This is a genomic window from Stenotrophomonas sp. G106K1, from assembly GCF_037969685.1.
Taxonomy (GTDB): Bacteria; Pseudomonadota; Gammaproteobacteria; order Xanthomonadales; family Xanthomonadaceae; genus Stenotrophomonas; species Stenotrophomonas lactitubi.
Genome location: NZ_JBBPFR010000027.1, coordinates 17,700 through 39,495, shown reverse-complemented (window position 1 = coordinate 39,495; position 21,796 = coordinate 17,700). Strand labels below are relative to the sequence as shown.

Annotated in this window: 28 protein-coding genes and 1 tRNA gene; 17 read left to right on the top strand and 12 right to left on the bottom strand. The window is 65.5% G+C overall.

Going from position 1 to position 21,796, the window contains the following annotated elements; translation table 11 throughout:
* Window position 1: 1 nt before the first annotated feature.
* From WKB25_RS18545 to WKB25_RS18535, 3 genes are read right to left on the bottom strand one after another with little or no spacing between them, the layout of a single operon-like run.
* Entirely contained in the window at window positions 2–1,561 is a 1,560-nt protein-coding gene (locus WKB25_RS18545) for a PepSY-associated TM helix domain-containing protein (protein ID WP_340572243.1), read from the bottom strand.
* Between the two features lie 10 nt (window positions 1,562–1,571).
* Window positions 1,572–1,835, bottom strand: a complete 264-nt coding sequence (locus WKB25_RS18540) for a hypothetical protein (RefSeq protein ID WP_340572241.1) — start codon at window positions 1,833–1,835, stop codon at window positions 1,572–1,574.
* On the bottom strand, window positions 1,835–2,131 hold the full coding sequence (locus WKB25_RS18535) for a hypothetical protein (protein WP_025876254.1): 297 nt from the start codon (window positions 2,129–2,131) through the stop codon (window positions 1,835–1,837). Before WKB25_RS18535 ends, WKB25_RS18540 begins: the two co-directional genes overlap by 1 nt.
* 417 nt (window positions 2,132–2,548) lie before the next feature.
* Here WKB25_RS18535 and thrS point away from each other — a divergent pair, with 417 nt between their 5' ends.
* From thrS to WKB25_RS18485, 10 genes are all read left to right on the top strand, one after another.
* The gene (gene thrS, locus WKB25_RS18530; RefSeq protein ID WP_340572240.1) at window positions 2,549–4,450 is read left to right on the top strand and encodes a threonine--tRNA ligase; all 1,902 of its coding nucleotides are present in this window, start codon (window positions 2,549–2,551) and stop codon (window positions 4,448–4,450) included.
* A 49-nt stretch (window positions 4,451–4,499) separates the two neighbouring features.
* Window positions 4,500–5,042, top strand: a complete 543-nt coding sequence (gene infC / locus WKB25_RS18525) for a translation initiation factor IF-3 (RefSeq protein WP_089236282.1) — start codon at window positions 4,500–4,502, stop codon at window positions 5,040–5,042.
* A 274-nt stretch (window positions 5,043–5,316) separates the two neighbouring features.
* The gene (gene rpmI, locus WKB25_RS18520; RefSeq protein WP_002811096.1) at window positions 5,317–5,514 is read left to right on the top strand and encodes a 50S ribosomal protein L35; all 198 of its coding nucleotides are present in this window, start codon (window positions 5,317–5,319) and stop codon (window positions 5,512–5,514) included.
* Between the two features lie 11 nt (window positions 5,515–5,525).
* Window positions 5,526–5,885 carry a 50S ribosomal protein L20 gene (rplT, locus tag WKB25_RS18515; protein ID WP_005410435.1) on the top strand — a complete coding sequence of 120 codons (360 nt, stop codon included), beginning with the start codon at window positions 5,526–5,528 and terminating at the stop codon, window positions 5,883–5,885.
* Between the two features lie 194 nt (window positions 5,886–6,079).
* Window positions 6,080–7,075 carry a phenylalanine--tRNA ligase subunit alpha gene (gene pheS / locus WKB25_RS18510; RefSeq protein WP_089236281.1) on the top strand — a complete coding sequence of 332 codons (996 nt, stop codon included), beginning with the start codon at window positions 6,080–6,082 and terminating at the stop codon, window positions 7,073–7,075.
* Between the two features lie 86 nt (window positions 7,076–7,161).
* Window positions 7,162–9,606, top strand: coding sequence for a phenylalanine--tRNA ligase subunit beta (gene pheT, locus WKB25_RS18505; RefSeq protein ID WP_340572237.1), 2,445 nt, complete (start codon window positions 7,162–7,164; stop codon window positions 9,604–9,606).
* Between the two features lie 27 nt (window positions 9,607–9,633).
* Window positions 9,634–9,933 carry an integration host factor subunit alpha gene (locus tag WKB25_RS18500; RefSeq protein WP_005410432.1) on the top strand — a complete coding sequence of 100 codons (300 nt, stop codon included), beginning with the start codon at window positions 9,634–9,636 and terminating at the stop codon, window positions 9,931–9,933.
* The gene (locus WKB25_RS18495) at window positions 9,914–10,270 is read left to right on the top strand and encodes a MerR family transcriptional regulator (protein ID WP_005410431.1); all 357 of its coding nucleotides are present in this window, start codon (window positions 9,914–9,916) and stop codon (window positions 10,268–10,270) included. Before WKB25_RS18500 ends, WKB25_RS18495 begins: the two co-directional genes overlap by 20 nt.
* A gap of 67 nt (window positions 10,271–10,337) precedes the next feature.
* Window positions 10,338–10,414, top strand: a tRNA-Pro gene (locus WKB25_RS18490).
* A 297-nt stretch (window positions 10,415–10,711) separates the two neighbouring features.
* Window positions 10,712–11,596 carry a hypothetical protein gene (locus WKB25_RS18485; RefSeq protein WP_340572235.1) on the top strand — a complete coding sequence of 295 codons (885 nt, stop codon included), beginning with the start codon at window positions 10,712–10,714 and terminating at the stop codon, window positions 11,594–11,596.
* Between the two features lie 270 nt (window positions 11,597–11,866).
* Here the strand turns inward: WKB25_RS18485 and WKB25_RS18480 are convergent, their stop codons facing one another.
* Window positions 11,867–12,376, bottom strand: a complete 510-nt coding sequence (locus tag WKB25_RS18480; protein WP_340572234.1) for a DUF3011 domain-containing protein — start codon at window positions 12,374–12,376, stop codon at window positions 11,867–11,869.
* Between the two features lie 18 nt (window positions 12,377–12,394).
* On the opposite strand from WKB25_RS18480, the gene WKB25_RS18475 reads away from it, so the two are divergent.
* On the top strand, window positions 12,395–13,018 hold the full coding sequence (locus tag WKB25_RS18475; protein WP_340572232.1) for a hypothetical protein: 624 nt from the start codon (window positions 12,395–12,397) through the stop codon (window positions 13,016–13,018).
* Window positions 13,019–13,038: 20 nt separating this feature from the next.
* Here the strand turns inward: WKB25_RS18475 and WKB25_RS18470 are convergent, their stop codons facing one another.
* On the bottom strand, window positions 13,039–13,731 hold the full coding sequence (locus WKB25_RS18470) for an aspartate/glutamate racemase family protein (RefSeq protein ID WP_340572230.1): 693 nt from the start codon (window positions 13,729–13,731) through the stop codon (window positions 13,039–13,041).
* Window positions 13,732–13,891: 160 nt separating this feature from the next.
* Between WKB25_RS18470 and WKB25_RS18465 the strand changes: the two genes are divergently transcribed.
* From WKB25_RS18465 to WKB25_RS18455, 3 genes are all read left to right on the top strand, one after another.
* Window positions 13,892–14,524 (top strand): cation transporter, encoded by a 633-nt coding sequence (locus tag WKB25_RS18465; protein ID WP_340572229.1) that lies wholly within the window; start codon window positions 13,892–13,894, stop codon window positions 14,522–14,524.
* 99 nt (window positions 14,525–14,623) lie between these two features.
* On the top strand, window positions 14,624–15,262 hold the full coding sequence (locus WKB25_RS18460) for a LysE family translocator (protein WP_205404746.1): 639 nt from the start codon (window positions 14,624–14,626) through the stop codon (window positions 15,260–15,262).
* 104 nt (window positions 15,263–15,366) lie between these two features.
* A complete protein-coding gene (locus tag WKB25_RS18455) occupies window positions 15,367–15,540 on the top strand; it encodes a DUF1328 domain-containing protein (RefSeq protein ID WP_025876319.1) in 174 nt (57 codons plus the stop codon).
* A 25-nt stretch (window positions 15,541–15,565) separates the two neighbouring features.
* Here WKB25_RS18455 and WKB25_RS18450 read toward each other — a convergent pair whose 3' ends face one another.
* The 6 genes from WKB25_RS18450 to WKB25_RS18425 all read right to left on the bottom strand — a co-directional run bounded on the left by WKB25_RS18450 (window position 15,566) and on the right by WKB25_RS18425 (window position 18,119).
* On the bottom strand, window positions 15,566–15,898 hold the full coding sequence (locus tag WKB25_RS18450; RefSeq protein ID WP_089236273.1) for an SMR family transporter: 333 nt from the start codon (window positions 15,896–15,898) through the stop codon (window positions 15,566–15,568).
* Between the two features lie 13 nt (window positions 15,899–15,911).
* Entirely contained in the window at window positions 15,912–16,484 is a 573-nt protein-coding gene (locus tag WKB25_RS18445) for a TetR/AcrR family transcriptional regulator (RefSeq protein ID WP_340572224.1), read from the bottom strand.
* Between the two features lie 76 nt (window positions 16,485–16,560).
* Window positions 16,561–17,316, bottom strand: a complete 756-nt coding sequence (locus tag WKB25_RS18440) for a transporter (RefSeq protein ID WP_340572222.1) — start codon at window positions 17,314–17,316, stop codon at window positions 16,561–16,563.
* 52 nt (window positions 17,317–17,368) lie between these two features.
* The gene (locus WKB25_RS18435; protein WP_340572221.1) at window positions 17,369–17,602 is read right to left on the bottom strand and encodes a DUF1653 domain-containing protein; all 234 of its coding nucleotides are present in this window, start codon (window positions 17,600–17,602) and stop codon (window positions 17,369–17,371) included.
* A gap of 12 nt (window positions 17,603–17,614) precedes the next feature.
* Window positions 17,615–17,878: a hypothetical protein gene (locus WKB25_RS18430; protein ID WP_340572219.1), complete on the bottom strand. Its 264-nt coding sequence runs from the start codon at window positions 17,876–17,878 to the stop codon at window positions 17,615–17,617.
* Between the two features lie 73 nt (window positions 17,879–17,951).
* The gene (locus WKB25_RS18425; protein WP_340572218.1) at window positions 17,952–18,119 is read right to left on the bottom strand and encodes a transcriptional regulator; all 168 of its coding nucleotides are present in this window, start codon (window positions 18,117–18,119) and stop codon (window positions 17,952–17,954) included.
* 175 nt (window positions 18,120–18,294) lie between these two features.
* On the opposite strand from WKB25_RS18425, the gene WKB25_RS18420 reads away from it, so the two are divergent.
* From WKB25_RS18420 to WKB25_RS18410, 3 genes are all read left to right on the top strand, one after another.
* Window positions 18,295–18,501: a hypothetical protein gene (locus tag WKB25_RS18420; protein WP_340572217.1), complete on the top strand. Its 207-nt coding sequence runs from the start codon at window positions 18,295–18,297 to the stop codon at window positions 18,499–18,501.
* A gap of 130 nt (window positions 18,502–18,631) precedes the next feature.
* Window positions 18,632–19,186 carry a DUF3011 domain-containing protein gene (locus WKB25_RS18415; protein ID WP_340572216.1) on the top strand — a complete coding sequence of 185 codons (555 nt, stop codon included), beginning with the start codon at window positions 18,632–18,634 and terminating at the stop codon, window positions 19,184–19,186.
* 174 nt (window positions 19,187–19,360) lie between these two features.
* Window positions 19,361–19,564, top strand: a complete 204-nt coding sequence (locus WKB25_RS18410; RefSeq protein WP_032978640.1) for a hypothetical protein — start codon at window positions 19,361–19,363, stop codon at window positions 19,562–19,564.
* Between the two features lie 319 nt (window positions 19,565–19,883).
* Here WKB25_RS18410 and dxs read toward each other — a convergent pair whose 3' ends face one another.
* Window positions 19,884–21,791: a 1-deoxy-D-xylulose-5-phosphate synthase gene (gene dxs / locus WKB25_RS18405; RefSeq protein ID WP_340572213.1), complete on the bottom strand. Its 1,908-nt coding sequence runs from the start codon at window positions 21,789–21,791 to the stop codon at window positions 19,884–19,886.
* Window positions 21,792–21,796 lie beyond the last annotated feature (5 nt).

Below are 21,796 nucleotides of genomic sequence, written 5' to 3'. Positions count from 1 at the left end.
GTCAGTTTGCCCACACGCTGTTGGGGTCACCGTTGCGGGCCCGCCGCTGGCTCGCATACGCCAGGCGGGCAAAGCCAAAGGCCATCGCCAGTGCCATCGCATCGATCCAGAACAACGGCCAGTGGCCGCGTGCGGCGGCCAACCACAGCCAGTCACCGTTGAGGGCGCCGTGTGCCACCGGCACCAGCGCGGTGCTGATCGCTGCGGCCCACAGCAGCTCGCGCGCCGCCTGTGCCGGGCGGCGCAGGGCTGCCCACAGCGCACACGCCGCCCAGGTCACGAAGCAGGCCCAGCGGATGCCGTGGTCGACCTGGGCAGGGGCGACCCGCTCCAGCACCAGTGCGGCTACGAAGGCCACCGAGATCGCCACGCACAGACCGATGCAGACACCCACCGTGGCCCGCGCCATGTTGACGGCCGCGCGTGACTGCTGCGGCTGACGGCGCTTGCGGCGCGACTCGATCCACAGCAGGTTGCCCGAATAGAACAGGAAGGCGCCGCCGAGGCCCAGCAGGAAGTACAGCCAGACCACCACGCCGTTGCCGAATTCGCCGAAGTGCAGGGCATAGGCGGCACTGAGCGTGGCGTGGTTGGCATCGCGTTGGCCGGGCAGCTGGCTGGCCAGCACGCGGCCGCTTTCGACATCCAGCGCGACAGCGCCGAGCGGGCCGAGCGTGCCGCTGGCCTCGCCGGTGATCTCGATGGTCGCGTTGGCATCACCGCCATTGGCCAGCTTCAGGTACGCCGGTTCGAAGTTGGCCACGCCCTGCGCACGCGCCACTTCCAGCGCCCGTGCATGAAGTTCGCGCAGGCTGCCCGGTGCAGCCGGGATGCCACTGGCCTCGCGCAGCGGCGCGGTATCCATCGCCGTCGGTACCGCCTGCAGTGCCTTGCCGTCGTAGATCAGGGGATTGAGTACGGCCATCTGCATGAACACCAGGCAGAGCAGGGCGCCGGTCACCGCAAACATCAGATGGAACGGCAGGCTGAGCACGCCGATCACGTTGTGCGCGTCCTGCCACTGCTGCTTGAGGTTGCGGCCCGGACGCAGCGCGAACAGATCGCCGAGCAGTCTGGGCAGGTGGATCACCAAGCCGCTGAGCAGGGCCATGCCGTACAGCAGGCTGACGATGCCCATCACGTAGACGCCGGCCACCGGCAGGCCCAGGCTGTAATGCAGTTCGTTGACCAGTTCGGCCAGCCCGGTCTGCGGTGGCGTCGGGCTGCCGCCGGTCTGTCCCGGCCATGCATAGCGCCAGCTGCCGTCTTCGGCCTGCCAGTAGGCCAGCGGCTGCGGATGATCGACGCCCGGGAAGGTCATGCCGACGTGGCGCCGTGCTTCGGAATGCGTGGCCAGCACATCGTCGAGCAGGTACTGGGCGTCATCCAGGCCGGCTGGCAAGGCGGTTGCTGCGCCGGGTGTCTGCCATACCGGCAGATCGTGGTGGAACAGGGTCAGCGCGCCGGCATAGAACGCCACGAACAGCCCGAAGCCGGCGACCAGGCCGACCCAGGTGTGCAGGGTGGTGAACGTGCGCAGGGTCTGTGAACTGAATTTCATGCAGTCGATCTCATTGCACTGCGCCGGCCAGGCGCAGCAGGCCGAGTACGGCAAAGCCCAGGGCCGCACAGCCGGCCAGGGTCAGCCAGGCGCGCAACGCGCTGCGGAAGCTGAAGGCCCATAGTGCGGCCAGCATCCACAACGGGACGAACGCGATCAGGCTCGGCACCAGGGCTTTCTGCCAGGGGCCCGGCGGCAGCCAGGCGACCAGGCCGGTCGCCGCAGCGGCAAGGAAGAAGCCGGCGACGATGCCGGCCAGCGCGCGCGACCACATCAGCGCGGCTCCACATCGGGGCGGTGCCATGCGGCCAGTGCCGGCAGCAGCATGGCGGCCAGCATCCAGGTGCACAGCATCGCCACCAGGCCGGCGGCAAATCCCAGTTCGGCCATCCACAGCCACAACGCGGCGACAGCGGCGACCAGGCCGATCTGCCGGCCCAGGCGCCCGGCACGGCGCAGCCGTGGCCAGCGGCAGTGCGGGGAGGCGGCATAGAACGCCAGCGCGGAGAACATCGCCGACAGCATGCCGAGGCTGCAGAAGCCCAAGGTCGACAGGCCGACGGTGATCATCGGGGGCTCCGGGCCCGGCACAATGCCGGTGAACGCGGGGCACGGGCGGGACCGGCGGGCGCCGGTCGGGGCGGGTGGCGCATTGCAGGGTCCTGGGGGAAGCGGGCAGGCCGGCACGGTGGCTGGGTGCGCGCACATGGTAATCATTGCGTTTTCACGCCGCCAGCCAGCGCCATTCAGGCGCCGCTTGGGCTTTGTCGGCCACTGGTTTAAGATCATCGGCAACCCCAACCTGGAACAAGGTGGCCCGCGCCCAGCGCCGGCCGAGCGTGCGACATGAGCACTACCTCCGCCCACTGTTGACCTGCCCCGAAGGCCCTGTATTCCAGGCGCCCTCGCGGCGCTTTTTTATTGCCCGGGCGTTGGCCCGGGAGCGCTTTCCAGCCCGCCCGGCGGGCCCCGCATGAAGCCATTGCAATGATCACGATTACCCTTCCCGACGGCAGCCGCCGCGAATTCGAACATCCCGTCAGCGTCATGGACGTCGCCCAGTCGATCGGCGCCGGCCTGGCCAAGGCCACCATCGCCGGTTCGGTGGATGGCGTGCTGGTCGATGCCAGTGACGTCATCGACCACGATGCCTCCCTGCGCATCATCACCGCCAAGGACGAGGAGGGCGTGGAAATCATCCGCCACTCCAGCGCCCACCTGGTCGGCCACGCAGTCAAGCAGCTCTATCCGGACGTGAAGATGGTCATCGGCCCGGTGATCGCCGAGGGCTTCTACTACGACATCTATTCCGAGCGCCCGTTCACCCCGGACGACATGGCGGCGATCGAAAAACGCATGGGCGAGCTGATCGCGCAGGACTACGACGTCATCAAGAAGGTGACCCCGCGTGCGGAAGTCATCGAGATCTTCAAGGCCCGTGGCGAGGACTACAAGCTGCGCCTGATCGAGGACATGTCGCCTGACATCCAGGCGATGGGCATGTACTACCACCAGGAATACGTGGACATGTGCCGCGGCCCGCACGTGCCCAACACGCGCTTCCTGAAGGCCTTCAAGCTGACCCGCATTTCCGGCGCCTATTGGCGCGGCGACGCGCAGAACGAGCAGCTGCAGCGCGTCTACGGCACCGCCTGGGCCGACAAGAAGCAGCTCGATGCATACATCAAGCGCATCGAAGAAGCGGAGATGCGCGACCACCGTCGCATCGGCAAGCAGCAGGACCTGTTCCACCTGCAGGAAGAGGCCCCGGGCCTGGTGTTCTGGCACCCGAAGGGCTGGGCGCTGTGGCAGGTGGTCGAACAGTACATGCGCAAGGTGTACCGCAGCACCGGCTACGGCGAAGTGCGCTGCCCGCAGATCCTGGACGTGTCGCTGTGGCAGAAGTCGGGCCACTGGGACAACTACCAGGACGCGATGTTCTTCACCGAGTCGGAGAAGCGTACCTACGCGCTCAAGCCGATGAACTGCCCGGGCCACGTGCAGGTGTTCAACCAGGGGCTGCACAGCTACCGCGATCTGCCGATCCGCTACGGTGAGTTTGGCGCCTGCCACCGCAACGAGCCCTCCGGCGCGCTGCACGGCATCCTGCGCGTGCGTGGCTTCACCCAGGACGACGGCCACGTGTTCTGCACCGAAGACCAGGTCGAGGCGGAAGTGACCGCGTTCCACCAGCAGGCGCTGGCGGTGTACCAGCACTTCGGCTTCGAGGAGATCCAGGTCAAGATCGCGCTGCGCCCCGAATCGCGCCTGGGCGATGACGCCACGTGGGACAAGGCAGAGGGCGCGCTGCGCTCGGCACTGTCCAGCTGCGGGGTGGAATGGCAGGAGCTGCCGGGTGAGGGCGCCTTCTACGGCCCGAAGATCGAGTACCACCTGAAGGACGCCATCGGCCGTACCTGGCAGCTGGGCACCATGCAGGTCGATTTCATGATGCCTGGCCGTCTGGGCGCTGAATACGTGGACGAAAACAGCCAGAAGAAGCATCCGGTGATGCTGCACCGGGCCATCGTCGGCTCGATGGAGCGTTTCCTGGGCATCCTGATCGAGCACCATGCCGGTCAATTCCCGGTCTGGCTGGCGCCGACCCAGGTGGTGGTGGCCAATATCACCGATGCGCAGGCTGAATACGTGTCTGCCGTGACCAAAAGCCTTGCGGATCAAGGCTTCCGCGTCAGCGCCGATTTGCGTAACGAGAAGATCGGCTATAAGATTCGCGAGCACACGCTGCAGCGCGTGCCGTACCTGCTGGTCATTGGTGACCGCGAGAAGGAAAACGGCGCTGTGGCGGTGCGTACGCGTTCTGGCGAAGATCTCGGCAGCATGAGCCTTCAGGCCTTCACCGAGCGGCTCCAGGCCGAGGGCGCGTAAACAAAGGTCCGGCCCGTGCGCATTGGCGCCCGGGCCGGGTTCGACACCCTTGGGAGATCGCAATATCAGTACCCCTGACAACAAACAGAACCGCAAGAATCAGGAAATCCGTGTGCCGCGCGTCCGCGTGATCGGCAGTGACGGAGAAATGATCGGCGTGTTGACGCGAGACGAAGCGTTGTCCATGGCCGAAGATGAAGGCCTGGACCTGGTCGAGATCCAGCCGCAGGCCGACCCGCCGGTGTGCAAGATCATGGACTTCGGCAAGTTCAAGTTCGAAGCCCAGAAGAAGGCCAGCGAGGCCAAGAAGAAGACCAAGCAGGTCGAGATCAAGGAAGTGAAGTTCCGTCCGGTCACGGACGAGGGCGACTACCAGATCAAGCTGCGCAAGATGCGCGGTTTCCTTGAAGAAGGCGACAAGATCAAGGTCAACATCCGTTTCCGTGGCCGCGAAATGAGCCACCAGGAACTGGGTCGCGAGATGGCCAGCCGGATCGAGGGTGATCTGGGCGAGGACATCGTCATCGAATCCCGTCCGCGCCTGGAAGGGCGTCAGATGGTGATGATGATCGCGCCGAAGAAGAAGACCTGAGGCCTGACGGGCTGCCTCGCGGGGCGCCTGGCGGCTGAATGGATGAAGGTGAAGGGGCGCCGCTGGCGTCCTTTTGCTTTTCCGGGACCGGCGCGGCCGGGTTGCGGATGAAAAGCTGTATGGGGGCTGGTTACAGGGTGGTTTTGCCTGTATCATGCCCGGCTCGACCCACCCAGGACGGGTCGTACGCCGATCATGGCAGGACGGAAAGAGCGGCCCAGGCCGCCGCCAGATCAGTCAGAAACCAGGGTCATATCCCATCAAGGACATTGCAATGCCCAAGATCAAGACCAACCGGGCGGCGGCCAAGCGTTTCCGCAAGACCGCCTCGGGCAAGTACAAGTGCGGCCACGCCAACCGTAGCCACATCCTCACGAAGAAAGCGACCAAGCGTAAGCGTAACCTGCGTCAGACGAATCACGTCCGCGCAGAAGACGCAGGCCGTCTGGACCGCATGCTCCCTTACCTCTGAGGAACTGAAAAATGGCACGAGTTAAGCGTGGCGTACAGGCGCGTCGCCGCCACAAGAAAATCCTTGATCTGGCGAAGGGCTACTACAATGCCCGTCGCAAGGTCTTCCGCGTCGCCAAGCAGGCGGTCATCAAGGCACAGCAGTACGCCTACATCGGCCGTAAGCAGAAGAAGCGCAACTTCCGTTCGCTGTGGATCACCCGCATCAACGCGGCTGCCCGCATCAACGGCCTGAGCTACAGCCGTTTCATGAACGGCCTGCTGAAGGCTGGCATCACCCTGGACCGCAAGGTTCTGGCTGACATCGCCGTGCACGACGCAGCTGGCTTTGCTGCACTGGCCGAAAAGGCCAAGGGCGCACTGGCGGCATAAGTCCTTCCCGATGCCGTTGCCGTTCACGGAGAACGGTGTCAGGTAGAGGCAATGCATGGGGAAGGGCGCAAGTCCTTCCCCATTCTTTTTTGTGCCGGGCGCGGCCGTGCAGATGGCGGGCGACCGGCAAGCGGTTGCGACGGCGCGGCCCTTCGCGCATCGCGATGGCAGACCGACTGGAGTTCCGGCTACCCATGAGCGACATCCAATCCCTCACTTCCCAGGCGCTGGCCGATGTGGCCGCCGCGCAGAGCCCGGACGCGCTGGAACAGCTGCGCGTGGCCCTGCTTGGCAAGAGCGGCAGCATCACCTCGCAGCTCAAGCAGCTCGGTGCGCTGCCGGCCGACGAACGCAAGGCGGCCGGTGAGGCCATCAACCAGGCCCGCGATGCGCTGAGCAGCGCGCTGGGCGAGCGCAAGGCAGTGCTGGAAGATGCCGCACTCGATGCGCGCCTGGCCGCCGAGGCAATCGACATCACGCTGCCGGGCCGCAGTGGCGAACGCGCCGGCCTGCACCCGATCACCCGCACCCTCGAGCGCATCACCGGCATCTTCGGCCGGCTGGGCTATGAGTTGTCCGAAGGTCCGGAGATCGAGGACGACTGGCACAACTTCGAGGCGCTGAACTTCCCGCCGCACCATCCGGCGCGCGCCATGCATGACACCTTCTACTTCGGTGACGGCCGACTGCTGCGCACGCATACCTCCGGTGTGCAGGTGCGCTACATGGGCGAGCACCAGCCGCCGCTGCGCATGATCGCCGCCGGCAAGGTCTATCGCAGCGACAGCGACCAGACCCATTCGCCGATGTTCCACCAGGTCGAAGGCCTGCTGGTTGACGAACACTCGACCTTCGCCGACCTGAAGGGCACGTTGTCCGAGTTCGTGCGCGCGTTCTTCGAACGCGATTTCGAGATGCGCTTCCGCCCCAGCTACTTCCCGTTCGTCGAACCCGGCGCGGAAGTGGACATCGCCTGGCAGCAGCCCGACGGCAGCACCCGCTGGCTGGAAGTGCTCGGCTGCGGCATGGTCCACCCGAACGTGCTGCGCAACGTCGGCATCGATCCGGAGCGCTACACCGGCTTTGCCTTCGGCCTGGGCGTGGAGCGTTTTGCGATGCTGCGCTACGGCGTCAACGACCTGCGCGCGTTCTTCGAGAACGATGTGCGGTTCCTGAAGCAGTTCGCGTAAGCCACAACCATGTCGTGCCGGGCCATGCCCGGCTGCACTTGAATCCGAAGCCCAGGCGCATGCGCCGGGCCCACCAGGGTGACACCATGAAATTCTCCGAAAACTGGCTGCGCAGCCACGTCCCGACCACTGCCTCGCGCGATGAGCTCAGCGCGGTGCTGACCGCCATCGGCCTGGAAGTGGAAGAGGTGACCGCGCTTGGCGATGGCCTGCAGCATGTGGTCGTCGCGCGTATCGTCGAAGCCGAGCGCCATCCCGAAGCCGACCGCCTGCAGGTATGCAAGGTTGATGCGGGACAGGCTGAGCTGCTGCAGATCGTATGTGGTGCGCCAAATGCGCGCCCGGGCCTGGTCGCGCCGCTGGCGATGGTCGGTGCGCAGATCGGTGAATTGAAGATCAAGCCGGCCAAGCTGCGCGGCGTCGAATCCAACGGCATGCTGTGCTCGGCCAAGGAGCTGGGCCTGGACAACGATGCCTCCGGCCTGCTGGAACTGCCGGACGACGCGCCGGTCGGCCAGGCCCTGCTGGAGTACCTCGGCCTGCCGGACGCCAGCATCGAGATCAAGCTGACCCCCAACCGCGCCGACTGCTTCAGCATCCGCGGCATCGCCTACGACGTTGCAGCAGCCACGCGCAGCGAAGTACTGGATTTCATCGCAGAGCCGATTGCTGCCCAGGGCAGCCGCGAGCTGGCGATCCAGCTTGATGCCGGTGCTGAAGCGCCGCGCTATCTCGGTCGTGTCATCGAAGGTGTCAACGCCGCGGCGAAGACCCCGTTGTGGATGGCCGAGCGCCTGCGCCGCAGTGGTGTGCGCCCGGTGTCGCTGCTGGTCGACATCACCCAGTACGTGATGCTCGAGCTGGGCCAGCCGATGCACGCCTACGATCTGGGCACCCTGCAGGGCACGATCGGTGTGCGTCGTTCGCGCGCCGGTGAAAGCCTGAAGCTGCTGGATGGCCGTGATGCTGCGCTGGACGACAGCTTCCTGGTGGTTACCGATGCTGACCGCGTGGTCGGCCTGGCTGGCCTGATGGGCGGCTTCGATACTCGCGTCACCGATGACACCACGGCCGTGTTCCTGGAAGCGGCACACTTCGCGCCGGCCGCGATCATGGGCCGTGGCCGCAAGCTGGGCCTGCATACCGATGCCGGCCACCGCTTCGAGCGCGGCGTCGACCCGGCGCTGCCGCGTACCGCCATCGAATACGCCACCCGCCTGGTGCTGGACCTGGCCGGCGGTACCCCGGCACCGGTGACCGAGGCGCGCGCCGCGCAGGACAGCGCAAGTGCCGCGGGAGGCAGGATGCCGGGAGCTGCTGAGGCCGACCTGCCGCAGCCGGCGACGATCCTGCTGCGCCGCGCGCGCATCACCCGCGTGCTGGGCATCACCATCGAAGACGCCGAAGTCGAGCGCATCCTGCGTGCGCTGGGCATGCAGGTGGCGATCGCTGGCGAAGGCTGGCAGGTCACCGCGCCGAGCCGCCGCTTCGACATCGCCATCGAAGAAGACCTGATCGAGGAGCTGGCCCGGATCCACGGTTACGAGCAGATTCCGACCACGCTGCCGGGCGGTGCATCGCGCGTGGCGATGCCGACCGAGACCCAGCTGGACACGCTCAGCGTGCGCCGCCAGCTGGTTGCCCGCGACCTGCAGGAAACCGTCAATTTCGCCTTCGTCGACGACGCACTGCTGAGCCAGTGGCAGCTGCGCGACAACCTGGTGCCGCTGGCCAACCCGCTGTCGGCCGAGCTGGCAGTGATGCGTCCGGCGCTGCTGCCGGGCCTGGTCGCCACCTTGGGCCGCAATGCCGCCCGCCAGCTGGGCCGCGTGCGCCTGTTCGAAATCGGCCGGGTGTTCGCCCAGCAGGCCGGTGACGCGTCGCTCGGCGAAAGCCGGCCGGCGCCGCTGGAAACCTCGCGCGTGGCCGCTGCGGTCTGCGGTGAAGCGCAGGCGGTGCAGTGGGGCCTGCCGACCCGCAAGGTTGATTTCCATGACCTGAAGGGCGACCTGGAATCACTGGCCGCTGCCAGTGGCGCGGTGCTGGAGTTTCGCCCGTCCACCCGTGCCTACGGCCATCCTGTGCGTTCGGCCGAAGTCTTCCGCGACGGCGTGGCGATCGGCTGGATCGGTCAGATCCACCCGCGCCTGGCCAAGGCGATGGACATCGACGTGGACGTGTACGCCTTCGAGCTGGATCTGGAAGCGCTGTCCGCCCGTGCGCTGCCGCGCGCCGGTGAACTGTCGCGCTACCCGGCGGTGCGCCGCGACCTGGCCTTCCTGGTACCTGAACAGGTGGCCTGGAGTGACCTGGCGGCGACCATCCACCAGGCTGCCGGCCCGCTGCTGCGCGAGCTGAACCTGTTCGACCGCTATGTCGGCCAGGGCGTCGAGCCGGGATTCAAGAGTCTCGCTATGGGCTTGATTTTGCAGGACAAGTCGCGCACTCTGACGGACCGCGACGTGGAAGCGGTAGTGGCCGAGGCGGTCACTGCCATCGAGCGTGAACACCACGCCCGGATCCGCGGCTGAGCGGGCAGCACTCGGGGGTAGCAGGCAATGGCATTGACCAAGGCGGAGATGGCGGAAAAGCTGTTCGACGAAGTCGGTCTGAACAAGCGGGAAGCCAAGGAATTCGTCGACGCGTTCTTCGATGTGCTGCGTGAAGCATTGGAACAGGGACGTCAGGTGAAGCTGTCGGGCTTTGGCAATTTCGACCTGCGGCGCAAGAACCAGCGCCCGGGTCGCAACCCCAAGACCGGCGAGGAAATTCCGATTTCCGCCCGTACGGTGGTTACCTTCCGTCCGGGCCAGAAGCTCAAGGAGAGGGTGGAAGCTTATGCTGGATCCGGGCAGTAACCGCGAACTTCCGCCGATTCCGGCCAAGCGCTACTTCACCATCGGTGAAGTCAGCGAACTGTGCGACGTCAAGCCGCACGTGCTGCGCTACTGGGAAACCGAGTTTCCCAGTCTCGAGCCGGCCAAGCGCCGTGGCAACCGTCGTTACTACCAGCGCCACGACGTGCTGATGGTGCGGCAGATCCGCAGCCTGTTGTACGAACAGGGCTACACCATCGGTGGCGCGCGCCTGCGCCTGGATGGTCCGGATGCGCGCGAGGAATCGGCCTTGAGCAACCAGATCATCAAGCAGGTACGGATGGAACTGGAAGAAGTGCTGCAACTGCTGCGTCGCTGACCCATTTCCGCCGTAATCCGCTATACTTCACGGCCCGCCGCACTGGCGGGCACATCGCAGCATCAGTCGGGGCGTAGCGCAGCCTGGTAGCGCATCTGCCTGGGGGGCAGAGGGTCGTCGGTTCGAATCCGGCCGTCCCGACCAATAGCTGAGATTGAACAAGGGCTTGCGCCATTCGGTGCAGGCCCTTTTTCGTCGTGGTCACTTCGTATCCACTATTCCGCCACTATCGCGGTTTCGCGATATCCGTGGTCACTGGCCGCCAGGGAACTTCCTTGCCGACCATGCGCGATGACGAACGCAGAAGCGTCGCCGGCAAGGTCGGCGCCTGCAGCCGGCAGCGGCACGGTGATTGCGCGATGCACTTGGGCTGTGCCGCTGGGTGGCAGATAGGTCGTCTATCCGGGCAATCACGAGTGCATCTATGATCTTGCGTACGCCATGAAGAAATTCACCTACAAACACACCCAAAGGCCGAAGTACCTTGAAGGTTGTTTCTACTGGAAGGGGCGCGGATATCACTACTCGGAATGCCTGCCGACGGCAATCATCTCGGCGGACGAGTTGCCGATGGAGGACCCCTGGATCGCCTTGTCATGGGTCTTGGAACGCGCAAAGAGCGCAGACTTCAGCCACGTATCGAGGCTGAGACACTGGATACTGGATCAGCAGAATGATCCGACACTGGTATCGGCTTGCTTGGGTATCACCGCGGATGCTGGGCTTGATGACGACCTGGAGTTCCTTGCAGAGCTCATGCTCGAGGGGCCGAACTATTTACGCATCGAGGCGAGTCTCGCTGCGCAGTGGTCCGGAGTTCTTTGGTTGGTTCCCTTCATGCTTGAGGCCAGGCGTGCGCTGAGCCGGCGCGCCGATCGAGCTGCCATCGAGACGAATATTGTCAACCTGCTGGATCCAATGCATGGCGAGCCAAGGTTCTTCGCCAGTGGGCTGAGTGACGTCGAGTACACCAGGGCCGTAGAGGCGCGGCTGGTCGAGTTGAAGGCCGCCTTTGGCGACGATGGGGTATCGATCTCAGGCGGGAGGGTCGTCGATATGAATCAACAAGTCTGGCTCATGAGAAAGGCGCTGGTATCGAAGGACAGCGCACAGTGGATCGATTGGGGAAGCTTCCTAGTCTGGAGGCGTAAATTTGAAGTGTACTCCGGGGGGGACTGCTCCAGGTTCTACGGTGATGGAGGCATATTTCAGCCCAAAGAGGCATCTGGCATCCTGGACCGCTATCTCGCGTCGCCCATGCACTTTGATGTAGGGGAGCGTTACTTCTTTGGTCACTTGGTGCCGCGGCGAATGAAACCTGTCTGAAGGGGGCGGCAAGGCTGGTGGAGCACCGGATTCATCCGCGTCGCAACGTGCGTCGCGGACGACGGCTTAACAGCACTCCGCTGCCGCTGACCGGGGCGGGCCAGGTCGCGAACAAGGCCCGTGGAAGGTGGAGCTCGTCCCGCCCGGCTGCAGCGAAGCCTGGGTAAATGAGGGGGCGACGCCCAGCGCGCCACTACCAGCGCGCCACTAGTAGATGCCAGCTGCTGTGGGAGCCTCGTTCCAACGAGGATGCAGCCGCAGTCATTGCACTCAGTAGACGCGGAACTCGGCGCGGCAGCCATTGCTTACCCATACGCCGCGTCGGTCCCAGCCCCAGTTGCGGTCTTCGGTGCAGGTGGTGATCGATTTCTGCTTGACCAGCCGCACGTCGTGACGGACACGGATGCGGCACTGTTTCTCCTTGTTTTCGTAGGATTCGCAGACCAGGCGTTCGCCGTCGCGATCACGGTCGCGGTCACGCCCGGGCCAACGGCCTCGTCCAGGCTCTTCGGCGACGAATTCGGCGCGGCAGCCGTCGGTGACCCACAGCATCCCGCGGCGCTGTCCCCAGTTGTCGTCTTCCACGCATCGCGTCACCGACAGCTGTCGCGCCAGTCGCGCGTGTCCTTCGAACGGGCACTGCTGGGTCTTGTTGAAGTGTGATTCGCACGTCGTGCGCGGTGACGATCTGCTGTCGTAATCCTGGGCCGAGACAGTGGTTGCGGCCAGCAGCAGGGCAAGCGCAGAACCGCCCAGGGGCAGTAGCAGGCGAAGGCTCATTGAAACCTCGGGTTGGGAATGGGACGCAAGAATGGCGCACGTGGGGCGCTCTGCGACGACCGGGGCCTGCGCTGGCTCAGGACGGATTTACAAGTGTCCGGCTGCGCATGCAGGGCGTTACATCCCGTATCATCCCCGGCACATCCGATTGCATCGGTTTACAGTTTTTTACACGTTCCAGCGCTTTCGGACGCGGTCTTCGGGCATCGCCTGTGGCTGCTGGCGCGGGTGCGGACAAGGATGTGCGGACCACGACGACCACAGGGGGTTGCGTTGATCAGCAGTATCGTCATTCATCGGTCGGCCGGCACGGGCGCGGTCGAAGTGCAGGTCCTGGACACGACGTTCAAGGGCAAGCGTGTTTTTGTTGCCTGGGGCCTGCGTGGCCTGGAATTGACCCGCGAAGCCGAGCCGGAAGATACGGTAGAGGCCCGGCGTGCCTTGCGGCTGGTTTCCCGCCAGACCGACGGGCCGCGCAGCAGTGAGATTTTCATCGCCAGCCAATCGGGCGTGGCGATCAGCGTCTACCGGATGCTGACCGAAGCCCGCAGCGGCGACGCCGTGTTCTTCCTGTGTGATTCGCCACCGGTGGTGGAATGGCTGGTCACTTCGTTGGCGGTACAGCCGGAATCATCGGTATGACCGAGCGGACCCCTCCTGCGTCATGCCAACGCCGCGTCCACCGCCGCGCGCGCATGCAGGGTCGTGGTGTCGAACAGCGGCACCGGGCTGTCTTCGGCACGCACCAGCAGCATGATCTCAGTACAGCCCAGGATGATCGCTTCGGCACCGCGGGCAACCAGGCGTTCGATCACCTCGACGTACACCTGCCGTGATCGCTCGCTGACCACGCCGGCGATCAACTCCTGGTAGATGATCGCGTGTACATCGCGGCGGTCGTGGGCCTCCGGAACCAGTACATCCAGGCCGAAGCGCTCGCTCAGCCGCCCGCGGTAGAAGTCCTCCTCCATGGTGAAGGCCGTGCCGAGCAGGCCGACACGCTGCAGACCGGCCTGTACGATCGCCGTGGCGGTCGGGTCGGCGATATGCAGCAGCGGCAGCGGGCAGGCCGCCTCGATCTCAGCAACGAGCTTGTGCATGGTGTTGGTGCAGATCAGCAGCAGTTCGGCGCCACCGGCCTGCAGCCGCTGTGCGGCATCGACCATCTCGTTGCCCAGCGCGTCCCAGTCGCCGTCGTGCTGAAGCTGTTTGATGCGGGCGAAATCCAGCGACCACATCAGCAACTGCGCCGAGTGCGCGCCACCCCGCCGCGCGCGTACTTCTTCGTTGATGAGGCGGTAGTACTGCGCCGAACTTTCCCAGCTCATGCCACCGATCAGGCCAAGCGTCTTCATGCGTCTCTCCGTGCCGGGGAGTGCCATTGCAGCACATCGCAGGCCGGGACGCCGCGTGCCGGCGTGGCCGGGGCGCGCAATCGCAGATGGGCCCGTCGATGCCGCTGTCGGCACGCCTGATCGGCGTGATAATGGGGTACGACAGGCAGAGGGCGGGGCGATGGGCGAATGCTGTGGCTGCGGCAAGACGCTGGATGTGGCAGCCATGCAGGCGCGCCACCGGCGGGTGCTGTGGATCGTGCTGCTGATCAACCTGGCGACGTTCCTGATGATGGTCGCCGCGTCGTGGTACAGCCACTCGTCCGCGCTGCTCTCCGGTGCGCTGGACAACCTGGGTGACGCCGCTACCTACCTGCTGAGCCTGCTGGTGGTGGGTGCCGGCGTGGCGGCCAAGGCGCGGGTTGCGTTGTTCAAGGGGGCGCTGATCCTGGCGGCGGCGGTGGCAGTGGCGGTACAGATCGGATGGCGGCTGGCGCATCCGCAGGTTCCCCTGTTCGAAAGCATGGGCCTGGCCGCGCTGCTGAATCTTGCCGCGAATGGCTTCTGCCTGTGGCTGCTGACGCCCTATCGCAAGGATGACGTGAACCTGGCATCGGCCTGGGAATGCGCACGCAACGATATCTTCGAGGGCATTTCAGTGGTGCTGGCGGCGGGTCTGGTGGCGCTGTTCGGTGCCGGTTGGCCGGACCTGCTGGTCGCCGTCGCACTGCTGGTCGTGTTCCTGCGCTCGGCGCTGCGGGTGCTGCGCATCGCGATGGCCGAGCTGCGTGCGTCACGCGTTGCCAGCGGCTGAGCCGCAGCAGCTGTAACCGTCGATTCGACCCGGGACTGTGCATGGTGGTGACCGCCGCTGCGCACTATCCTTGCAGGGATTATTCCGGTGGACGAAGTGATGGCCCTGCATACCTGGTGGTGGTTTCTGGCGACAGTGTTCGTGCTGTGCGGCACGCCGGGTCCGAACATGCTGCACATCCTGGGGCGCAGTGTCGGCCTGGGTTTCCGTCGCAGCGTGCCCGCCATGGCCGGTTGCCTGCTGGCGATGCTGCTGGTGCTTGCGGCGTCTGCAGCCGGCCTGAGCGCGGTGCTGCGCTCGTCGCCGATGCTGTTCGATGTGCTGCGCTATCTGGGTGTGGCCTACCTGGCCTGGCTGGGCATCAAGGCCTGGCGGGACAGCTACCGGCAGGCGCCGGTGGCGACAGACGTCGATGCAGCGCTGGCGCCGGTGCACGGTGCCTGGGCGGTGTTCCGTGGTGGTCTGCTGGTGGGGCTGAGCAATCCGAAGCTGCTGCTGTTCGCCGCGGCGTTCCTGCCGCAGTTCGTCGACCCGGCGCGTGGCCAGGCCGTGCAGTACACGGTGCTGGTGGCCACCTTCGCTACCTGCGAACTGTTCTGGTACGTGATGTACGCGGCGGGCGGACATGGGCTGCGCCGTTGGCTGGCAAAGCCCTTTGCGCAACGCTGGTTCGAACGCCTGGTCGGCAGCGTGTTTCTCGCCTTCGCAGTGGCGCTGCTGCGCTTCCGGCCGCGCTGAGCCGGATCGTTTCACGCCGCGCCTGCGACCTGTTCACGCGTGTGGCATCGCGGCCTGCCTAACCTGATCGCACCTTCAGTATTCCCGCCAGGGAGAGGATCGACATGATCAAGTGGGCCATCATTTTCGCCATCATCGGCCTGATCGCCGGTGCATTGGGTTTCGGCGGTATTGCCGGCGCTGCGGTGGGCATTGCCAAGTTCCTGTTCTGGGCCGGCATCATCATCGCTGTCGTACTTTTCGTGCTCGGCATGACCGTCGCGAAGAAGGTCGCCTAGCCCGGCAGTTCGTGCAGTGGCGCGCTCAATGCGCGCTGCTATGCGAGAACAGGTTGATGACCAGTACGCCGGCACAGATCAGGCCGATGCCGATCAGTGCCGGCGCATCCAGGCGCTGCTTGAACACCAGCAGGCCGATCAGCGAGATCAGCACGATGCCGACGCCGGACCAGATGGCATAGGCAATGCCGGTGGGGATCGACTTCATCGTCAGCGACAGCAGGTAGAAGCACACACCGTAACCGGCGAGCGCGCCCAGCGTCGGACCGAGGCGGGTCATGCCTTCGGATGCCTTGAGCAGGGAGGTGGCGATCACTTCCAGCACGATCGCGCCGGCCAGGTAGAAATAGGGGTTCATCGCAGTCTCCCGCTCATGCTGGTTCGCACAGCTTCAGTGCCTCCAGGGCCATGGCCTGGGCGTTCTGGCGTTCGTTTTCGTCCAAGGGCCGCCCATAGGCGGTGGCCCAGTACCCATCGGCGACGCAACGCGCGGCGTACAGGCGCGGATCGCAGGCCTCATCCGGAAACTCGGCCAGCATGCCGCGCAGCCACGTGCGCCAATACGCCAGCAGCGCCGGTTCCAGCATGCTGCCCATGGTGAGCCCGATGTCGTTGATCTGCTGCTGCTGCAGCAGATGTTCGAAATTCACCTGCACATAGGCACGGCTGAAGCCGCCATGGCGGGGCGGGGACTGCCGCAGCACCTCGCGCACTCTGTCCTCGAAGTCGGCGATGAGCGAGGTCAGCGTTGCCTCGACCAGGTCCTGCTTGCTGCTGAAATGATGGAACAGCGCGCCCTTGCTGACACCGGCCGCGTCGGCCACGTCCTGCACGGTGAGGGCCGCCAGCCCATTCTGGCCGATGGTATGGGCGGTCGCGTGCAGCAGCGCCTGGCGCACGCTGTCGGGCGCCTTGCGGCGGGAGCGGGGAGGGGATTCTGGCATGGGGAACGAAACCGACTGGACGGTATGATTGTAGCGCGGGGGCGATGCACCCGACGCGCACGATCAGTTCAGCAGGTCACCGCAGATAGAACGCGATGCCGGTGCCAAGCTGCAGGTCGGGGCTGTTGCGATTGAGGCCGAGATCGAAAGAGGCGTCCAGCTGCACGTTCGGCCGCAGCATCCAGGTCAGGCCTGCGCCGGCGACGGCCTGGTCGGGTTGCTGCTTGGCGTGGGTGAAGCCCGCTTCGAGATAGGTACCAAGCCGATCGGTCACGCTCAACGCGAGGCTTGGCGACCAGGTCGTGCTGCGCTGGCCCGCGCCGCGCTGATGACTGCCATACAGCGCACCGCTCCAGCGCTCGTTGAAGGTGTGCTCGACGCTGGCGGCCAGCGCGTACTGGCGGCCGTCGCTGAAGGCGGCATCGCCACGCGCGATCACACCGCTGGCCAGCAGCGCCCAGGCCGTGCGCTCGGTACTGCCGGGACCGGCCCATTTCACTCCCACAGTGCTGTCGCCGGCGCCACGCTGCTGCGTGCGTGGCATGTCAGGGCCACGTTCGCGCTGGCGCTGCCACGGTGTGGACGCCAACTGCAGTTCCCAGCCGGGCGCGAGGCCCGTGCGCAACAGCAGGTCGCTGGACAGCGATGTCGTAAGCAGGCCGTCGCGATCACGATCACGTTGATAGCTGGGCAGGCCCACTTCGACGGCAAGGCCGCCACGCGGTACCGTGTCGGTGCCGAAGCCGATGCCGGGACGGTCGAAGCTGGGCGGTTCTGCGGCCAGCACCGGGGTGCTGGCCAGTGACAGGACGAACAACAGGGTGTGGCGCATGCGGCTCCGTCTCGCAGGGATGCTTCAGCATGCGCGGCGTGAGCCGCGCCGTTCAGTCGCTGATGCGGGTGAAGCGTGCCTGCGGGCCGTGCTCGCCGGGCACCTGTTCAATGAACATCGGATAGGGACGCACCCACAGTCCGCCTTCGCCATACAGGGCGCGATAGAGCACCATCGGCTGCAGCGTTTCACTGCTGCGGACGATGTCGATCACCTCGTACTCGCCACCTTTGAAGTGGCGGTAGCGGCCAGGCGTCAGCGTGGGCAGCGGGGACAGATCGGTCATTGGCGGCATCCGTTACCTGCGCGCCGGCGTTGCCGGGGTGGCGCAGTAGGCATCGATGGCGTCGGCGGTGTTGGCCAGGCCCTGTGCTTGCGCCAGTTCCCACGGCCGCTCGCAGCGCTGGCTGTGCTCGCACCACTGATAGCCGGCCGAACCGATGCATCCGTGCGCATCGCGGTCGCCACCGACCACGGGTGTGGCGGCGTCACGGGTGACCGGTTTTTCCGGGCTGGCGCACGCGGCCAGGGCCAGCAGCGGGATCAGGAACAGGACTTTCATGGGTGCGGCTCCGTGCCGTAAACCGACAGTCTGTGCGGTCCCCACAGCGGCGGCAAGCCTCGCTGGCCAAGCCTCAACTCAGCGATGCGCGGACCAGTTCCTCGATCAATATCACGTAGCTGGCGGCGAAATAGAATTTCAGCAGCGTCGAACGCTGTAGTGGAAGCGAGGTGCGCATGTGGAAGGGGCCCCTGTTGATGACGGTAGTGTGAAGCGCGGCTGACTTCGTGACAAGGGTCACGGAATGGATTTCCTAAATGGCCTCAGGGATGTGATGGGCGGCGCTTTCTGAGGTGCCGGTAGGGAGTTTTCGGATAAATCCGATAGGTCTTCCCCGAGGCGCTGGCTAGGCTGGTCGGGCATCGGAGATCGGCTTTGTGCCGGTCCCGGATTTCCCAGAAACGCAGGAGCCTACGATGGTCATCACTGTCCAATGCAATGCCCAGCGCTGGTCCGTGCTGGATCCGCAGACGCGCGCGAGCGAAGTGTTCAGCACCGGCGCGGCCGCCTTCGACGCCGCTGCCTCGCGTGCCAGCGAACATCACCGCCGTACCGGCCAGCACAGCACGGTGCGCGTGGAAGCACTGGGCACCGCAGTCGACGCGCTGCACTTCGGCCGCTGAACCGGCACAGCCGCAGTCAGTTGCGGTTGGGTTGGTTGAATGGGGGAAAAACCGCCGTCGCAGCTCCCTCTGTGCGCCACGCCGAGAATCCCCGATGCTTGCCTCCACCGTATTCACCTGGAGACGAGGGATGGGCAAGGGACTTACTTGGCGCACCGTGGCGTGCACCCTGTTGCCGATGATGGCTGCCGCTGGCGGCGCGCAGGCGCAGAACTATGGCTACGACGATCGCTACGATGATCGTGGCGGCAATGGCATCGTGCGCTGTGAATCGATCAAGAACCGCAGCAACGAGTGCCGGCTGGAAGGGCGCGCGCGCATGATCCGCCAGTTGTCCGGCTCCCCCTGTGTGGAAGGTGAGACCTGGGGCCAGTCCCGTTACGGTGTCTGGGTTACCCAGGGCTGCCGCGCCGAATTCGTCGGTGAATACCGGCGGCCGGGCGGTGGTTGGGGCGGTGGCGGCGGCAACGGCTGGGGCGGAAACCAGTGGGGTGGTGGCGGCCAGGTGATTGCCTGCCACTCCAATGACCGGCGCCAGCAGTACTGTGATGCACAGGTTCGTCGCGGCGTGCGTCTGGTACGGCAGGAATCGCGCAGTGCCTGCATCGAAGGCCAGAGCTGGGGCTGGGACCGCCGTGGTATCTGGGTCAGCAACGGCTGCAGGGCCCAGTTCCAGGTGAACTGAGCGGGCGACGCAATCGGCTCAAGATCAGAGAAATCTGATAGCGATCACACTTCTTTCCTCGTATTGTCGACTCCCGGGACGCCTCGCGCGTCCCGGTTCGCACTGGCCATCCCTGTCGTGCCTGGTGCGGTCATTCTCTCGTCGTCGATACGCTGTTCAAGGAGTGAGCAACGCATGTTGATCCGACTGCAATGTGAGCAGCGCCAATGGCGCGTGCTGCACCCGGACAAGCCGGAACCGATCGAGTTCCGCGATGGCGTCCGTGCCTTTGACTTCGCCGAAACCCTGGCCCGCCTGCATTTCACCGACACCGGCCAGCGCGCCTCGGTGCGGGTGGAGTCCAGCGGTGCTTTTGTCGAGGCGATCAGCTACGGCTGAGCACGCCCTCCGCCGGCAGGGTTTGCGGCATCCACGCATGGCGTGGATCTACTTTTGCTTTTGCGCCACCAGTGGATGTATTTCTGCGCTACCAGTGCCCTGGTAGATCCACGCCATGCGTGGATGTATTTCTGCGTCACCAGCGCCCTGGTGGATCCACGTCATGCGTGGATGTATTTCTGCGCTACCAGTGCCCTGATGGATCCACGCCATGCGTGGATGTATTTCTGCGTCACCAGTGCCTTGGTAGATCCACGCCATGCGTGGATGAGGGGCGTGGGGAGCCACGCGTGACGTGGCCCCATAACCCCGGCGGTGCTCAGCCCGCCGCGCTCAGTGGCGGGTTGCCGGCAGCCAGTTGCGGCCAGCGCTTGAGCAGGGCCGCGCGGATGCCAGCCGCATCGATGCCGGCCTCGGCCAGCAGGTCCTCGCGGCTGGCGTGATGCTGGAAGGCATCGGGCAGGCCCAGGTGCAGGACTGGGCGCAGCACGTCCTCGGCATTGAGCAGTTCGGCCACGGCCGAACCGGCGCCGCCCGCCACCACGTTGTCCTCGATCGTCACCAGCGCCTCGTGCTGGTTGGCCATCGCCAGTATCAGTTCGCGATCCAGTGGCTTGATGAAACGCATGTTGACCACGCTCAAACCCAGTTCGCGACCCACCTGTTCGGCGGCGGCGACGGTGCTGCCGAAGGCGAGCAGGGCGACACGGTTGCCCTGCAGGCGCAGCTCGCCCTTGCCGATCGGCAGGGTCGACAGATCGCTGCCGGCATCCACGCCGGTACCGCTGCCGCGCGGGTAGCGCACCGCAGCCGGGCCGGGGTGCTGCAGGCCGGTGCTGAGCATCTGCCGGCACTCGGCCTCGTTGGACGGGGCCATCACCACCATGTTCGGCACGCAGCGCAGGAAGCTGAGGTCGAGGTTGCCGGCGTGGGTTGCACCATCCGGGCCGACGACGCCGGCGCGGTCGATTGCAAACAGCACATCCAGATCCTGGATGGCCACGTCATGCACCAGCTGGTCGTACGCGCGCTGCAGGAAGGTGGAATAGATCGCCACCACCGGCTTGCCACCCTGGGTGGCCATGCCTGCAGCCAGGGTCACCGCGTGCTGCTCTGCGATGGCCACATCGAAGTAGCGCTGCGGGTACTCCTTGCTGAAGCGCACCAGGCCGGAGCCTTCGCGCATCGCCGGGGTGATGCCATACAGGCGGGGCTCGGCCGCGGCGGCGTCACACAGCCAGTCGCCAAACACATCGGTATAGGTGGGCTTCTTCGCGCCGGTCTTGGCCACCAGGCCCTTGTCCGGATCGAACGGGCCCACCGCGTGGTAGCCGATCTGGTCGCCTTCGGCCGGCTCGTAACCCTTGCCCTTGGTGGTCATGACATGCAGCAGCTTCGGGCCCTTGGAGGCACGCAGCGTCTTCAGCGCGGACAGCAGCGCCGGCAGGTCATGGCCGTCGATCGGGCCGGTGTAATGGAAGCCCATCTCCTCGAACATCGTGGACGGCACGAACATCCCCTTCCAGTGTTCTTCCCAGCGCTTCACGAAACGGGCGGGGTTGTTCTTCTTGTCGCCGAGGATCTTCTTGCCGCCTTCGCGCAGCGCATTGAGCGTGCGGCTGCCGGTGGCGCGGCCGAGCATCTTGGTCAGCCCGCCCACTGCCTCGGAGATCGACATGTTGTTGTCGTTGAGGATCACCAGCAGGTTTGGTTCCGGTTCCATGCCGCCGGCGTGCATCAGCGCTTCGAACGCCATGCCGGCGGTCATCGCGCCGTCGCCGATCACGGCCACGACCTTGCGGTCGTCACCTTCGGTCTGGCGCGCGATGGCCATGCCCAGTGCTGCCGAAATCGAGGTCGAGGAGTGGCCGACACCGAAGGTGTCGTATTCGCTTTCTTCGCGCTTGGGGAACGGCGCGACGCCATCCTTCTGCTTGACGGTGTGGATCTCGTCGCGGCGACCGGTCAGGATCTTGTGCGGGTACGTCTGGTGGCCGACGTCCCAAACCAGTTGGTCCACCGGGGTCTGGTACAGGTAGTGCAGGGCCACGGTGAGCTCGATCACGCCCAGGCCGGCGGCGAAATGGCCGCCGCTTTTGCCTACCGATTCGATCAGGTAGGCACGCAGTTCATCGGCAACCGCCGTCAGTTCGGATTCGTCGAACGTGCGCAGGTCATCCGGTGTCTGGATGCGCGCGAGGCGGGGATAGCGGGCAGAGTCGATCATCATGT

Excerpts from the sequence above, each read along its gene's own strand:
- WKB25_RS18545 (WP_340572243.1), bottom strand. The coding sequence starts at position 1,561 with ATGAAATTCAGTTCACAGACCCTGCGCACGTTCACCACCCTGCACACC.
- WKB25_RS18540 (WP_340572241.1), bottom strand. The coding sequence starts at position 1,835 with ATGTGGTCGCGCGCGCTGGCCGGCATCGTCGCCGGCTTCTTCCTTGCC.
- WKB25_RS18535 (WP_025876254.1), bottom strand. The coding sequence starts at position 2,131 with ATGATCACCGTCGGCCTGTCGACCTTGGGCTTCTGCAGCCTCGGCATG.
- thrS (WP_340572240.1), top strand. The coding sequence starts at position 2,549 with ATGATCACGATTACCCTTCCCGACGGCAGCCGCCGCGAATTCGAACAT.
- rpmI (WP_002811096.1), top strand. The coding sequence starts at position 5,317 with ATGCCCAAGATCAAGACCAACCGGGCGGCGGCCAAGCGTTTCCGCAAG.
- rplT (WP_005410435.1), top strand. The coding sequence starts at position 5,526 with ATGGCACGAGTTAAGCGTGGCGTACAGGCGCGTCGCCGCCACAAGAAA.
- pheS (WP_089236281.1), top strand. The coding sequence starts at position 6,080 with ATGAGCGACATCCAATCCCTCACTTCCCAGGCGCTGGCCGATGTGGCC.
- pheT (WP_340572237.1), top strand. The coding sequence starts at position 7,162 with ATGAAATTCTCCGAAAACTGGCTGCGCAGCCACGTCCCGACCACTGCC.
- WKB25_RS18500 (WP_005410432.1), top strand. The coding sequence starts at position 9,634 with ATGGCATTGACCAAGGCGGAGATGGCGGAAAAGCTGTTCGACGAAGTC.
- WKB25_RS18495 (WP_005410431.1), top strand. The coding sequence starts at position 9,914 with ATGCTGGATCCGGGCAGTAACCGCGAACTTCCGCCGATTCCGGCCAAG.
- WKB25_RS18485 (WP_340572235.1), top strand. The coding sequence starts at position 10,712 with ATGAAGAAATTCACCTACAAACACACCCAAAGGCCGAAGTACCTTGAA.
- WKB25_RS18480 (WP_340572234.1), bottom strand. The coding sequence starts at position 12,376 with ATGAGCCTTCGCCTGCTACTGCCCCTGGGCGGTTCTGCGCTTGCCCTG.
- WKB25_RS18475 (WP_340572232.1), top strand. The coding sequence starts at position 12,395 with ATGGGACGCAAGAATGGCGCACGTGGGGCGCTCTGCGACGACCGGGGC.
- WKB25_RS18470 (WP_340572230.1), bottom strand. The coding sequence starts at position 13,731 with ATGAAGACGCTTGGCCTGATCGGTGGCATGAGCTGGGAAAGTTCGGCG.
- WKB25_RS18465 (WP_340572229.1), top strand. The coding sequence starts at position 13,892 with ATGGGCGAATGCTGTGGCTGCGGCAAGACGCTGGATGTGGCAGCCATG.
- WKB25_RS18460 (WP_205404746.1), top strand. The coding sequence starts at position 14,624 with ATGGCCCTGCATACCTGGTGGTGGTTTCTGGCGACAGTGTTCGTGCTG.
- WKB25_RS18455 (WP_025876319.1), top strand. The coding sequence starts at position 15,367 with ATGATCAAGTGGGCCATCATTTTCGCCATCATCGGCCTGATCGCCGGT.
- WKB25_RS18450 (WP_089236273.1), bottom strand. The coding sequence starts at position 15,898 with ATGAACCCCTATTTCTACCTGGCCGGCGCGATCGTGCTGGAAGTGATC.
- WKB25_RS18445 (WP_340572224.1), bottom strand. The coding sequence starts at position 16,484 with ATGCCAGAATCCCCTCCCCGCTCCCGCCGCAAGGCGCCCGACAGCGTG.
- WKB25_RS18440 (WP_340572222.1), bottom strand. The coding sequence starts at position 17,316 with ATGCGCCACACCCTGTTGTTCGTCCTGTCACTGGCCAGCACCCCGGTG.
- WKB25_RS18435 (WP_340572221.1), bottom strand. The coding sequence starts at position 17,602 with ATGACCGATCTGTCCCCGCTGCCCACGCTGACGCCTGGCCGCTACCGC.
- WKB25_RS18430 (WP_340572219.1), bottom strand. The coding sequence starts at position 17,878 with ATGAAAGTCCTGTTCCTGATCCCGCTGCTGGCCCTGGCCGCGTGCGCC.
- WKB25_RS18420 (WP_340572217.1), top strand. The coding sequence starts at position 18,295 with ATGGTCATCACTGTCCAATGCAATGCCCAGCGCTGGTCCGTGCTGGAT.
- WKB25_RS18415 (WP_340572216.1), top strand. The coding sequence starts at position 18,632 with ATGGGCAAGGGACTTACTTGGCGCACCGTGGCGTGCACCCTGTTGCCG.
- WKB25_RS18410 (WP_032978640.1), top strand. The coding sequence starts at position 19,361 with ATGTTGATCCGACTGCAATGTGAGCAGCGCCAATGGCGCGTGCTGCAC.
- dxs (WP_340572213.1), bottom strand. The coding sequence starts at position 21,791 with ATGATCGACTCTGCCCGCTATCCCCGCCTCGCGCGCATCCAGACACCG.